This is a genomic window from Rhizobium sp. BK008, from assembly GCF_014197345.1.
Taxonomy (GTDB): Bacteria; Pseudomonadota; Alphaproteobacteria; order Rhizobiales; family Rhizobiaceae; genus Rhizobium; species Rhizobium anhuiense.
The window spans coordinates 128198-140679 of the sequence record NZ_JACIFK010000003.1; the positions used below are offsets into that span (position 1 = coordinate 128198).

General features: G+C 61.6%; 12 protein-coding genes. All 12 read right to left on the reverse strand.

Translation table 11 applies throughout. The features are described from left to right. Nucleotides 1-61: 61 nt before the first annotated feature. Nucleotides 62-781, reverse strand: a complete 720-nt coding sequence (gene minC / locus FHT69_RS15280; protein WP_047613339.1) for a septum site-determining protein MinC — start codon at nt 779-781, stop codon at nt 62-64. 210 nt (nt 782-991) lie between these two features. After that, nucleotides 992-1594 (reverse strand): PAS domain-containing protein, encoded by a 603-nt coding sequence (locus tag FHT69_RS34555; protein ID WP_047613341.1) that lies wholly within the window; start codon nt 1592-1594, stop codon nt 992-994. 117 nt (nt 1595-1711) lie between these two features. Further along, nucleotides 1712-3049 (reverse strand): NAD(P)-binding domain-containing protein, encoded by a 1338-nt coding sequence (locus FHT69_RS15290; protein WP_097544638.1) that lies wholly within the window; start codon nt 3047-3049, stop codon nt 1712-1714. A gap of 83 nt (nt 3050-3132) precedes the next feature. Then, nucleotides 3133-4173, reverse strand: a complete 1041-nt coding sequence (locus tag FHT69_RS15295; protein ID WP_097622835.1) for a heme-dependent oxidative N-demethylase family protein — start codon at nt 4171-4173, stop codon at nt 3133-3135. Between the two features lie 34 nt (nt 4174-4207). After that, on the reverse strand, nt 4208-5173 hold the full coding sequence (locus FHT69_RS15300; protein ID WP_097544636.1) for a PDR/VanB family oxidoreductase: 966 nt from the start codon (nt 5171-5173) through the stop codon (nt 4208-4210). Then, nucleotides 5170-5775 carry a dimethylamine monooxygenase subunit DmmA family protein gene (locus FHT69_RS15305; protein ID WP_183905567.1) on the reverse strand — a complete coding sequence of 202 codons (606 nt, stop codon included), beginning with the start codon at nt 5773-5775 and terminating at the stop codon, nt 5170-5172. The genes FHT69_RS15300 and FHT69_RS15305 overlap by 4 nt, the downstream gene beginning before the upstream one ends. Nucleotides 5776-5786: 11 nt before the next feature. Then, nucleotides 5787-6920: an aminomethyltransferase family protein gene (locus tag FHT69_RS15310; RefSeq protein ID WP_183905568.1), complete on the reverse strand. Its 1134-nt coding sequence runs from the start codon at nt 6918-6920 to the stop codon at nt 5787-5789. Nucleotides 6921-7093: 173 nt separating this feature from the next. Continuing rightward, a complete protein-coding gene (gene purU / locus FHT69_RS15315; protein WP_183905569.1) occupies nt 7094-7978 on the reverse strand; it encodes a formyltetrahydrofolate deformylase in 885 nt (294 codons plus the stop codon). Nucleotides 7979-8072: 94 nt separating this feature from the next. After that, nucleotides 8073-9380 carry a type III glutamate--ammonia ligase gene (gene glnT, locus FHT69_RS15320; RefSeq protein WP_063475679.1) on the reverse strand — a complete coding sequence of 436 codons (1308 nt, stop codon included), beginning with the start codon at nt 9378-9380 and terminating at the stop codon, nt 8073-8075. 91 nt (nt 9381-9471) lie between these two features. Continuing rightward, on the reverse strand, nt 9472-10800 hold the full coding sequence (locus FHT69_RS15325) for an FMN-binding glutamate synthase family protein (protein ID WP_003594873.1): 1329 nt from the start codon (nt 10798-10800) through the stop codon (nt 9472-9474). Between the two features lie 14 nt (nt 10801-10814). After that, nucleotides 10815-11501, reverse strand: coding sequence for a GXGXG domain-containing protein (locus FHT69_RS15330; protein ID WP_047611831.1), 687 nt, complete (start codon nt 11499-11501; stop codon nt 10815-10817). Nucleotides 11502-11556: 55 nt separating this feature from the next. Beyond that, nucleotides 11557-12462 carry a class II glutamine amidotransferase gene (locus tag FHT69_RS15335; protein ID WP_183905570.1) on the reverse strand — a complete coding sequence of 302 codons (906 nt, stop codon included), beginning with the start codon at nt 12460-12462 and terminating at the stop codon, nt 11557-11559. Nucleotides 12463-12482: the final 20 nt, after the last annotated feature.

Consider the following 12482-nt stretch of genomic DNA (forward strand, 5'->3'; position numbering starts at 1 on the left):
CCAGTAATTCAAAGTGTTACAGCGTCCTTTGCGGCTCTCGAAGAGACGCGCACCGCTGCCGTCAGATCAGTTTCTCTGCCATGATCGCGTCCTCTTCGAGCCAGAGCTGAACAGCCTGTCCGCGAAGATTGGGGGCCATGTCTTCCGCCATTTTGTAGATGCCGTCGATTGCAACCAGCTCGGCCTCGAGCTTGCGACAAAAGATCCGCGCCGATGCGTTTCCGATGGACCCCGCCATGGCTCGGCCACGCAGGGCGCCATAGATATGCACGGACCCTCCGGCGATGACCTCGGCACCCGAGGCGACCGATCCGATGACGGTGACGTCACCTTCCGGGAATATCACCGATTGTCCGGAGCGCACCGGCTCCCGAATGACGATCGATTGCATGGCCGGGCGCGTCTCCGCCGCTGCCGGTTTGACCGGCGTATCGACGCTCTCTTTGGCCGGAACCTCGATATCGGAAACCGACCGGCCGCCTTTGAGCGCCGGCGGCATCCCGGAGCCGAGGATCGAAGGCCGCGCGCCTTCGATGCCCATGATGCTGACATTGCGCTTGGCAAGTTCGGCAATCAGGTCCTTCAGCTGCGGCCGGTCGATCTGCAGGTCCGTCAGATCGAGCACGACAGGCCGGCCGAGGAAAAACCCGGCCGAACGCGCGGCCAGATCGTCCAGCCTGATCAACCAATCATCGATGGGAAGATCCGGGGACAGCATGACCGCGAGGAAAGAGCGGCCCTTGATGCGGATAGAGCGAGCGTCTGTTAGCACTTTGGTCATCTATGTGAAGAAATCGTTGACCATGTCTAGCGCTGCTATGGTTAACAAAAAGTTAACGCGACCTTAACATTACCCATAATGACGTGAGGTTTTTCGAGGGCGAGATTGCGGCAAGCCATTGGAAACGCTTTATGTTCTCCAGCTGCACCGCACGGTTAATAATGCGGCTTTCGACGTCAGCCGCAAATCTGCCGCTGCGCCGGGTGACGCTCAGCCTTCCGCCTTGCGTTGTGCATTGGAAATGGCGCGTGCGGCCTCTTCCGAGGAGTTGGCGAGCGTGCGCATCTCGGCGGCCAGCACGGCAAAGCCCGATCCGGCCGTGCCGGCGCGGGCGGCCTCGATGCCGGCATTGACGGCAAGCAGCTTCAGGTAACGCAGCGATTGCAGGATTTCATTGGTCTTCGAGGCGGTGACGCGCATGTCGGCGGTCTGCTCATCGATTCGCTGATAGAGTGATTCGATGTTGATGATGCTGCCTTCGAGATAAAGAAGCTCGCCCCTCTCGTCCCAGATGCCGCCGCCGGTCTCGGTGACCCAGATGAGATGACCCATGGCGTGACGGATGCGGTATTCCATCGTCCAGTCCGTGCGCTTCTCCAGCGCCCGACCGACGATCTCGTCCATCAGAGGCACGTCTTCCTCGTACATGATCGAGGTGAAGGTCCGCGTGCGATTGCCGATGATCTCGTCGGTGGGATAACCGAAGATGCGCTCGATGCCGTCGGTCATTTCAAGCATGGTGTAGTTTTCGTCGGCGCGGCAGCGGTAGAGAAAACCGTTCATGCGCCCGAGAATGCTCGTTTGAAAATCCATGAAGGCCACATCCGAAGAGAAGAGTTACAGATGGATTTATGTCGTCTCATTTAATACGGCGCATGCGCCGGAAGAGAATGCACGACCACCCTCCTCCGGCAATGCAGGCCTGCCTCATCAGTTGCGCAGATATTCTTCCATGGAATCGTCGAGCGCCTCGACCCAGGGCGTGTGATGCGTCGGCGACATGTTGCCGGTCATCAGCGACCGGTAGGCATGATCGCGGAAGCCCATGATATTGTGGGCCTTGTGATGTTCCCACTCCATGAAGGTCCGGTTGGTGCCCTCGATGTCGAAGGAGGGATAGTCGGTTTCATCAAGCAGTTCCTTCACATAGTCGCCCTGATACCAGATCATCTGCTCGGCATCTTCAAGCGTTTCCTCGCGGGCGCGCCACATGTCGAAATTGGCCTTCAGCGCCTCTTCCGACGGCAGGGTGATGCGCCCCATCATTACGTCGCGCGCCCACCAGGCCTGCACGTCGAACATGTTGAAGGTGTAGAACTGGTCCTGCATGCCGATATAGAAAAGCTGCGGGTTCTTGTCGAAGATCACCCCCTTGTAGAGGCTGTCGGCCCAGAGGCGGTTGGCGGTCTTCAGCCGGAGATCGTCGGGCAGGAAGGGGAAGTGGTGCTGGTATCCGGTGCAGAGGATCACAGCATCGACCTCCTTGCTCGAGCCGTCGAGGAAATGCGCCGTGCGGTTTTCGAGCTTGGTCAACAGCGGCCGTTCCTCGAAATTCTCCGGCCATTTGAAGCCCATCGGTTTTGAACGGTAGCTCGTCGTCACCGATTTCGCGCCGTATTTCCAGCATTGCGAACCGATGTCTTCGGCCGAATAGCTGCGGCCGACGATCAGGATATCCTTGCCCTTGAACTCCAGCGCGTCGCGGAAATCATGGGCATGCAGCACGCGGCCGTTGAAGGTCTTCACACCCTCGAAATAGGGCACGTTCGGCGTCGAGAAATGGCCGCTTGCGACGACGACATAATCGAATTCCTCGTCATACATCCGGTCCTCGATGCGGTTATGCGCCGTCACCGTGAATTTCTTCGTCTGATCGTCGAAGCGGACCATGCGCACCGGCGTGCTGAAGCGCACCCAGTGGCGGACATTCGCCTTCTCGACGCGGCCCTTGATGTAATCCCAGAGCACGGCGCGCGGCGGATAGGAGGCGATCGGCTTGCCGAAATGCTCCTCGAAGGAATAATCGGCGAATTCCAGGCATTCCTTCGGGCCGTTCGACCAGAGGTATCGATACATGCTGCCATGGACCGGCTCGCCATATTCGTCGAGGCCGGTGCGCCAGGTATAGTTCCAGAGCCCGCCCCAATCCGACTGTTTTTCGAAGCAGACGATCTCCGGGATCTCGGCGCCCTTCTGGGCGGCCGATTGAAAGGCGCGCAGCTGCGCAAGCCCGGAAGGACCGGCACCGATGACGGCTACTCTTGTCATGAAGCATTCCCCTCTTGATTATATGTCATTGCCTGTTTTGCGCGTCTGAAACCACACGCGGCGCTGGTGCGCACCGCTGCGCGTCAGTCGGGATAGATGCCGGGGCTGGTGGGAGCTCCGTCGTCATATTTGGAAAGCCAGTCGATCGTCGTCTCGCGGAAACGGGTGAGGCCCTTGTAGTCGATGAGCTCCGGCGGCAGCGTCTTCAGCACGCGCGGAAAGCGGCGCGCCCATTTCGGCACGGTGGCGAGCTCCTCCATGTTCATCAGGTAGCAGCGGATGACGAAGAGGATGGCATTCGAGCGCGGCAGGCGCCAGAGGCTCTGCAGCTCGACGCGCAGATGCACCTTCTCGCCGACATTGTCAGGCGTCACGGTGGTGCGATCGGGACCCCATTTGTGGTAGTTCTCCGGGCTGGTGTCGAGCCGAGGATTGATCGTCATCGTCCAGTTGAAGCGCCGTGTCGGTTTGCCCTGCTGCAGGTTCAACAGGAATTTCAGCGCCCGGTCGAAGACGCCGATCTGGTGGGCGAGCGGCACCGGCCCGTGCCATTCCATGAAATTCATGCCGATATCGAAATCGAGCGACCAGTCGGCCTGCGTCGTCACCATGCCGGCGTCCATCCAGAGATTGCCGTCGCGCTGATCAACGATGCAGAAGTCGCCCTGGGCCTGGCGGGTGATATATTCGAAGGGCTCGCAGGGCAGCGTCGAGGCATCGCCGAAGGTGAAGCTGTCGTCGATGCCGAGCGGGCGGTTGATCCAGCGCCATTGGTCGCCGTTGCGGATCAGCGTGAAATGCTCGGGATAACCCGCCGCCTGCTCTTCCATCAAAAGTTCGAGCGTATCCCATTGCGCGCTCATCATGTGCGGCAGCGCCTGGTAGCGCAGCGGATCTTCCTTCAGAACCAACGCCCGGTCGTGCATTTCGGCGACGTAATGCTCGTCGACGTCGATCAGGTTTTCGTAGACGGTGCCCGCCCGGCCGCGCACATGCGGCTCCATGTTGACGGAATACATGTATTCGTCGCGGTCGAAGGGAAACGGGAAGCGCCGGATATTTTCGGGGCTGTTGCGGTAGCTGAAGTCGTTCCGGAAGGTTTCCTGCTTGAAGGCGATTGCCATGTTCGGTCTCCTTGTCCCGCTTTGTCAGATGCCGCTAGAGATCGAGATGCAGCGTGTTTCCCTCGAAGCGGGACACGCAGATCATCACCTTGCGGCCGGATGCTTTTTCTTCGTTCGTCAGATAGACGTCATGGTGCAGCAGCTTGCCGTCGCAGGTGACGACCCCGGTCTCGCATTGACCGCAGGCGCCGCCGCGACAGAGGAAGGGCGCGTCGACGCCCGCCGCCTCGATCGCCTCCAGCATGCTTTCGTGATGGCCGACCTTCACGGTCTTGCCGGAGCGGATCAGTTCCATCGTAAACGGTTTGCCGGGCAGCGACGACAGGAACCGTTCCGAATGCAGGTTCTGTTCCGGCCAGCCGGCATTGAGGCCTGTTTTCAGCACACCGTCGATCATCCCGGATGGGCCGCAGACATAGAGATGCGTGCCAAGCGGCTGGCTGTCGAGCAGGCGCGTCAACGGGATGGCGCCACCTTCGGCGTCGCAATAGATCTTGATGCGATGCCCGCCGTAGCGCTCCAGCAGTTCCCGCCAATAGGCGCCGCGGTCGCGCGAGCGGATGGCGTAGTGCAGCTCGAAATTGGCGCCTTCGCGGGAAAATTGCTCCATCATCGCGATGAAGGGAGTGATGCCGATGCCGCCGGCGATCAGAAGATGCTTGCGCCCGCGCCAGTCCGGCTGGAACAGGTTGACGGGATAGCTGACCTTCAGCTCGTCGCCTTCACTGACCTTCTCATGCATGAAGGTGGAGCCGCCGCGTGAATCCTCGACATGCAGCACGCTGATCTCATAGGCCGTGCAGTCATGCGGCGGCGACATCAGCGAATAGGCGTTGCGGCGCATGTGGCCGCCATCGTTCATCGAGACGATGACATGCGCGCCGCCGGAGAAATAGGGCATCGGCTTGCCGTCCAGGCGCTCGAAGCGAAAGCGCTTGACGCGATCGGCGATCGGCGTGATCCGCGCCACGCGGACAGGAATTTCAGTACCACCGCTCAAAGGAACAACTCCTCCGGATCAGGCGCGCTGCCGGGCTCTTCGGCATCGATATTGACGCCCTGGAAGGCCGCGAGCCGACGTGAATAATGGTCGCGCACCAGAAGCGGGAGCCCGCAATGGCTGCAGGCAAAGGGGCTGGTGGTGACGTCGTCGGTGATGCCCTTGCAATGGACGCACTGCACGCGTCGGGCCAGCGAGCCGCGATGCTCGGTGATGACGGAGGCATGGTCCATGCCGTATTCGAGCGCCAAGAGCATCGACTGACCGATGAAGCCTTCGGTGCCCGAGATATAAAGCCGCGTGCCCATATGGGCGGTGGCGAGCGAGCCTTTCAACCGGAAGAGCAGCGTTGCGATGGTCGGAGCGGTGAAGAACATGTCGGCGCCGAGGCGGCGCAGCGCCTCGTCCAGGCCGGACCCTTGCGAGCCGCGGGCGACATAGAGGATTTCGCTGCGGGAAAGCGCCGTTTCGTCAAGCGCCGGCTGCTGATCGAGGAGAGCCTTGGCGCCCTCCCCTTCGAGCGCGAAAATGTGCCGCCGGGCGTTGGGCTGGATGGTCAGTCCCGTGTAGACTGGTCGGCTCTTGATGCCTGCAACGAGCATTCGCGTGCTCCTTAACCTACGGCAGTCCTCTTCTTCTTCTCCGGATCGTCGAAGGGAAGCGTATGGGCGGTGGCGCCTGCCTTGACGGTCTTGCCGCGGACTTCGAGTTTCGTCCCATGCACCGCCTTGTCAACGTCGAGACGGGCAATCGCCATGGATTTCTTCGTCAGCGACGAATAGCTCGGGCAGGTGATGACGCCGACCTTCTTGCCGTCGGCAAAGACCTCGTCGCCGAGATCGGCCGGTCCGTCGGCATCGATCAGCATGCCGAAGATCTTGAAGCGTTCCCTACCCTTGAGGCGGGCATGTTCCTCGGCGCCGCGAAAGCCCGTCTTGCCGGGGCTGACGGTAAAGTCGAGGCCGAGTTCCCAGAGGCTGTCGCCGGGCGGCTGATCGGCGAAGGGATACATCTGCGAATTGTCGTAGGGGTAGAAGAGCAGGTAGCTTTCGACACGCAGCATGTCGAGAACCGAGAAGCAGCAGGGGATGATGCCCATCTCCTTGCCTTCCTCGACAATCCGGTCCCAGACCATCACGGCGTCCTGGCCGCGCACGAAGATCTCGTAGCCGCGCTCGCCGGTATAGCCGGTGCGGGAGATCATCACCGGCGCGCCGAATAGCGTCGTCTGCATGTGGTGGAAATATTTGAGGTCGCGGATGCCGGGCACGTATTTGGCGAGATAGTCGACCGCGAGCGGACCCTGCAGCGACAGGTCATGGAGGTCGTCGTCGAAGAGCACGGCGCAATTGCGGCCTGCCGCCTGGCGAACGACTTCCTCGTGGCCGGAGCCGGAGCCATGCACCAGCATCCAGGAATTCGGGCCGGTGCGATAGACGATGCAGTCGTCGGTGAAGTGGCCGCGCTCGTTCAGCATGGTCGCATAGACCGAGCGGCCGGGATAGATCTTCGTCAGGTCGCGGGTGGTGATGTAGTCGAGCACGGCGATGGCGTGCGGGCCGACCAGGTGCACTTTCTTCAGGCCCGAGACATCCATGATGCCGGCCTTGGTGCGGACCGCGACATGTTCTTCCGACATGTCCTTGTCGTAGGTCCAGGCGGTTCCCATGCCGCTCCAGTCCTCGAGCTTCGATCCCAGAGCGCGATGCCGATCCGCCAAGACGGAGAAACGCCATGATAAAGCCATTTCCGTTCCCTCTTATTTCCTCTACGGAATATTTATTTCCTGACTATATAAGTCTTTCGCGCCGTGGCAAGCCCGCCCGGCATGCATTTCCCAAACTTTCGGCGGCACTCGCCGCAGCTTTAACGTCCTGCATGACCGATGCGACTGCGTGCTGCCGTCGATGGCCGTCTCTCTCAACCCATGCGTTCGGAGGCGTAGCTTCCGGGGCTTGCCGGGAAGACCACGGTGCGGTTGCCGTTGATGAAGGTGCGGTGATGGATATGGGCGTGGATGGCGCGCGCCAGCACCTGGCTTTCGACGTCACGGCCGATCGAGACATAGTCGTCGGGCGACTGCGCATGGGTGATGCGCGCCGTGTCCTGCTCGATGATCGGGCCTTCGTCGAGATCGGCGGTGACGTAATGCGCCGTCGCCCCGATCAGCTTGACGCCGCGGCCATAGGCCTGCTTGTAGGGATTGGCGCCCTTGAAGCTCGGCAGGAAGGAATGGTGGATGTTGATGATCCGGCCGGACATTTTCTGGCACATCTCGTCCGACAGGATCTGCATGTAGCGGGCGAGCACGATCAGTTCGGTGCCGGTCTGCTCGGCCACCTCCATGATCCGGGCCTCGGCCTGCACCTTGTTGGCCTTGGTGACCGGAATATGGTGGAAGGGGATGTCGTGGTTGACCACGACCTTCTGGTAGTCGAAATGATTGGAGACGACGCCGACGATGTCGATCGGCAGCGCGCCGATCTTCCAGCGGTAGAGCAGGTCGTTGAGACAATGGCCGAAGCGCGACACCATCAGCAGCACCTTCATGCGCTTCTCGCTGTCGTGAAACTCGTAATCCATCTCGAAGGGCGCGGCGACGGCTGTAAAACCGGCGTCGATATCGGCCCCCGAAAGCCCTTCTTCCGAAATGAAGCTGACGCGCATGAAGAACTTGCCGGTATCGAGATCGTCGAACTGCGAGCTGTCGATGATGTTGCAGCCCTTCTCCGCCAGATAGCTCGAAATCGCCGCAACGATGCCGCGCGTCGATTGGCAGGATACGGTGAGTACGAAGTTCTTCATGCGGTCTTTTCCTTCGCCGTTTCAAGCGCAGAGAACCTGGGCGCGCCGGCGCTTTTCCGTCCGGCGTGCCTATTATTGCAGGTCTGCCCGCTCCTCAGATGTCGAGCGTGTTGTCGCGTTCCCACTGGGTGAAATGCGAGCAGTAGGCATTCCATTCCCGATGCTTGAGCTTGAGGTAGGCGGCGGAAAACTCAGCCCCGATTGCCGCCTTCAAGCCCTCGTCGGCATCATAGGCACGCAGCGCGTCGAGCAGGTTGAGCGGCAGGCGCGGTGCGTCCTTCACCAGATGCCCCTCGGCATACATGTCGATATCGTAATGCCGGCCGGGATCGGCCTGGCTGCGGATGCCGTCGAGGCCGGCGGCGATGATAATCGCCTGCAAGAGATACGGGTTGACCGCCCCGTCCGGCAGGCGCAGCTCGAAACGTCCGGGTCCCGGCACACGCACCATGTGGGTGCGGTTGTTGCCCGTCCAGGTCACGGTATTCGGCGACCAGGTGGCGCCCGATGTCGTGCGCGGCGCGTTGATGCGCTTGTAAGAATTGACCGTCGGATTGGTGATCGCGGCGAGCGCCGAGGCGTGCTTCATGATGCCGCCGAGGAAGGTTTTACCCTGAGCGGAGAGCCCGAAGGCCATTTCCTTGTCCGCGAAGGCGTTGACCTTGCCATCGATGTCCCAGACCGAGATGTGGGCATGGCAGCCGTTTCCGGTCAGGCCCTTGAAGGGCTTCGGCATGAAGGTGGCGCGAAGGCCGTGCTTTTCGGCGACCGACTTGACCATGAACTTGAAGAAGGAGTGCTTGTCCGCCGTCTGAAGCGCGTCGTCATATTCCCAGTTCATCTCGAACTGGCCGTTCGCGTCCTCGTGATCGTTCTGATAGGGCTTCCAGCCGAGCTCGAGCATGTAGTCGCAAATCTCGGCGATGACATCATAGCGACGCATCACCGCCTGCTGATCATAGCAGGGCTTCTCGGCGGTATCGAACTGGTCTGAAATCACCGAGCCATCGGCAGAGATGAGAAAGAACTCGGGCTCCACGCCGGTTTTTACCCGCAGCCCCTCTTTCGCAGCCTCGGCGACCAGCTTTTTCAGCAGAACGCGCGGGGCCTGTTCGACAGGCTGATCGTCCATGACGCAGTCGGCGGCAACCCATGCGACGTCCTTCTTCCAGGGCAGTTGGATGACGGAGGAAGCATCGGGAACCGCGAACAGGTCGGGATGGGCAGGCGTCAGATCGAGCCAGGTTGCAAAGCCCGCAAAGCCGGCGCCATCTTTCTGCATGTCGGCGATGGCTTCGGCGGGGACCAGCTTGGCGCGTTGGCCGCCGAACAGGTCGGTGTAGCTGATCATGAAATATTTGATGCCTTTTTCGGAGGCGTATTGCGAGAGGTCCAGTGTCACGTTTGTCCCCTTGTATTGACCTTATGTAATGATCTTAGACACTTGATAACGAAGCCGGCCGCATCCTCCCAAACGCGCCCGGCCGGCGTTTTTAGAAACCGGTCTTGCCGGGGATCCAGTTGGTGCCGGCGAGCGGCACCTGCGCCATGGCCGATGCCTCGATCGTCAGTGCGACGAGGTCTTCCGGCTCGAGGTTGTGCAGGTGGTTCTTGCCGCAGGCACGCGCAATCGTCTGGGCCTCGAGTGTCATGACCTTGAGGTAGTTGGCGAGGCGGCGGCCGGCCGCAACCGGGTCGAGGCGTTTGGCAAGCTCCGGGTCCTGGGTGGTGATGCCGGCCGGATCCTTGCCTTCATGCCAATCGTCATAGGCGCCGGCCGTCGTGCCGAGCTTTTGATATTCCTCTTCCCAATGCGGATCGTTGTCGCCGATCGCCACGAGCGCCGCCGTGCCGATCGCGACCGCGTCGGCGCCCAGCGCCAGCGCCTTGGCAACGTCGGCGCCGGAGCGGATGCCGCCCGAAACGATGAGCTGCACCTTGCGGTGCATGCCGAGATCCTGCAGCGCCTGGACAGCCGGACGAATGCAGGCGAGCGTCGGCATGCCGACATTCTCGATGAAGACGTCCTGGGTCGCCGCCGTGCCGCCCTGCATGCCGTCGAGCACGACGACGTCGGCGCCGGCCTTCACCGCAAGAGCGGTGTCGTAGTACGGACGCGCGCCGCCGACCTTGACGTAGATCGGCTTTTCCCAGTCGGTGATCTCGCGCAGCTCCATGATCTTGATTTCCAGATCGTCGGGGCCGGTCCAGTCCGGATGGCGGCAGGCCGAGCGCTGGTCGATGCCCTTGGGCAGGTTGCGCATATTGGCGACGCGGTCGGAGATCTTCTGGCCGAGCAGCATGCCGCCGCCGCCGGGCTTGGCGCCCTGGCCGACCACGACTTCGATCGCGTCGGCGCGGCGCAGATCCTTCGGATTCATGCCGTAGCGCGACGGCAGGTATTGGTAGACCAGCGTTTGCGAATGGCCGCGCTCTTCATCGGTCATGCCGCCGTCGCCTGTCGTCGTGGAGGTCCCGGCGATCGTCGCGCCGCGGCCGAGCGCTTCCTTGGCATTGCCGGACAGCGCGCCGAAGCTCATGCCGGCAATGGTGATCGGCGTCTTCAGCGTGATCGGCTTCTTGGCGAAACGTGAGCCGAGCACCACAGTCGTGTCGCATTTCTCGCGGTAGCCTTCGAGCGGATAGCGCGAGATGGAGGCGCCGAGAAACAGCAGGTCGTCGAAATGCGGAACCTTGCGTTTGGTGCCGGCGCCGCGGATGTCATAGATACCGGTCGCGGCCGCGCGGCGGATTTCGGCAAGCGTATAGTCGTCGAAAGTCGCGGACTTGCGCGGCGGGGTATAGGGGTTGTGATAGCTCATGGGGGTCCCTCGCCTCAATACGCGTCGGCGTTGTCGATGTTGAAATTGTAAAGCTTGCGGGCGGAGCCGTAGCGCTTGAACTCTTCGGGCCTGACGTCCGTGACCCCGGCGCGATCGAGCAGCTCGGCAAGCTTGTCCAGATGCTCCGGCCGCATCTCCTTCTCGATGCAGTCGGAGCCGAGGCTCTTGACCTCGCCGCGGACGAACAGCTTGGCTTCGTAGAGCGAATCCCCCAACGCATCGCCGGCGTCGCCCAGTACGACCAGATGGCCGGACTGACCCATGAAGGCCGACATGTGGCCGATGCTGCCATGAACGACGATGTCGATGCCCTTCATCGAAATGCCGCAACGCGACGCCGCGTTGCCCTTGATGACGAGCAGGCCGCCGCGGCCGGTGGCGCCGGCATATTGGCTGGCGTCGCCCTCTATGACGACGGTGCCGGACATCATGTTTTCGGCAACGCCCGGACCGGCCGAACCATGAACCGTCACCCTGCCGCCGTCATTCATGCCGGCGCAGTAATAGCCAACCGATCCTCTGACAGCGACCGTGACGGGGCTGTCGATACCAACGGCGACGGCATGGCTGCCGCGCGGGTTGATGACTTCGAATTCAGTGTCGTTGGCACCCTGGGAAAGGGCGTGCAGCGCGCTGTTCAGTTCGCGAAGAGGCGTGTTGGAAAGATCGAATGTGGGCATTTATTCCTCGTTGGTCCGAGACGGTTTGCGCCGGCTCCTGCTTTTCAGGCGTCCTTCAGGCGGCCTTGTCGTGATCCCAGAAGTAAACGGTTGCCGGGTCCGGCTCCCAGACACGGGCATTCTCGATGCCGGGAAGGTTGACCAGCGCGCGATATTCCGAGCCGAAGGCGACATACTGATCCGTCTCGGCCATGACGGCGGGCTTGCAGGCGATCGGGTCGCGCACCACGCCGAAGCCGGACTTGGTGCCGACGACGAAGGTGAAGAAGCCGTCGAGATCGTCGAGCGCGCCCGTCAGCGCCTGGCCGAGATCCTTGCCCTTGGCCATTTCGGCGGTGAGATAGGCGGCGGCGACTTCGGAATCGTTCTGCGTCTCGAAGGTCATGCCTTCGCGCACCAGTTCGCGGCGCAGGTTGTTGTGGTTGGAGAGCGAGCCATTGTGCACGAGGCACTGGTCGGCGCCGGTCGAGAACGGATGCGCGCCGAGCGTGGTGACCGCGGATTCCGTTGCCATACGGGTATGGCCGATGCCGTGGGTTCCGCTCATCGCCCGGACGCCGAAGCGCGCCACGACGTCTTTCGGAAGGCCTATCTCCTTGTAGATTTCGACGCTTTCGCCCGATCCCATCAGACGGACCGCCGGGCGGATCTCTTCAAGCGCCTTGCGCACATTGCCAAGCTTGGACGCGTCCAGCTCGATGACCGCATGCGTGCTCTTGATCGAGACGTCGGCTTTGATGCCGGCCTTCTCAAGGTCGCCGGCGAGGCCGTCGAAATCCGCGCCGGGATTGGCCGACTGGATGGTGATTTTTGCCCTGCCCTCGGCGGAGCCGCCATAGATGGCGATGCCGGCCGAGTCCGGACCGCGATCGGTCATGGTTATCAGCATATCCGAGAGCAGATTTCCCAGCTGAGGCTCAAGGCTCTTGTCCTTGAGGAACAGTCCAACGATGCCGCACATAGGTGTGCCTCCTTTCATGT

Excerpts from the sequence above, each read along its gene's own strand:
- purU (WP_183905569.1), bottom strand. The coding sequence starts at position 7,978 with ATGAAGAACTTCGTACTCACCGTATCCTGCCAATCGACGCGCGGCATC.
- minC (WP_047613339.1), bottom strand. The coding sequence starts at position 781 with ATGACCAAAGTGCTAACAGACGCTCGCTCTATCCGCATCAAGGGCCGC.
- FHT69_RS15310 (WP_183905568.1), bottom strand. The coding sequence starts at position 6,920 with ATGGCTTTATCATGGCGTTTCTCCGTCTTGGCGGATCGGCATCGCGCT.
- FHT69_RS15295 (WP_097622835.1), bottom strand. The coding sequence starts at position 4,173 with ATGGCAATCGCCTTCAAGCAGGAAACCTTCCGGAACGACTTCAGCTAC.
- FHT69_RS15330 (WP_047611831.1), bottom strand. The coding sequence starts at position 11,501 with ATGCCCACATTCGATCTTTCCAACACGCCTCTTCGCGAACTGAACAGC.
- FHT69_RS15325 (WP_003594873.1), bottom strand. The coding sequence starts at position 10,800 with ATGAGCTATCACAACCCCTATACCCCGCCGCGCAAGTCCGCGACTTTC.
- FHT69_RS15305 (WP_183905567.1), bottom strand. The coding sequence starts at position 5,775 with ATGCTCGTTGCAGGCATCAAGAGCCGACCAGTCTACACGGGACTGACC.
- FHT69_RS15335 (WP_183905570.1), bottom strand. The coding sequence starts at position 12,462 with ATGTGCGGCATCGTTGGACTGTTCCTCAAGGACAAGAGCCTTGAGCCT.
- FHT69_RS15290 (WP_097544638.1), bottom strand. The coding sequence starts at position 3,049 with ATGACAAGAGTAGCCGTCATCGGTGCCGGTCCTTCCGGGCTTGCGCAG.
- FHT69_RS34555 (WP_047613341.1), bottom strand. The coding sequence starts at position 1,594 with ATGGATTTTCAAACGAGCATTCTCGGGCGCATGAACGGTTTTCTCTAC.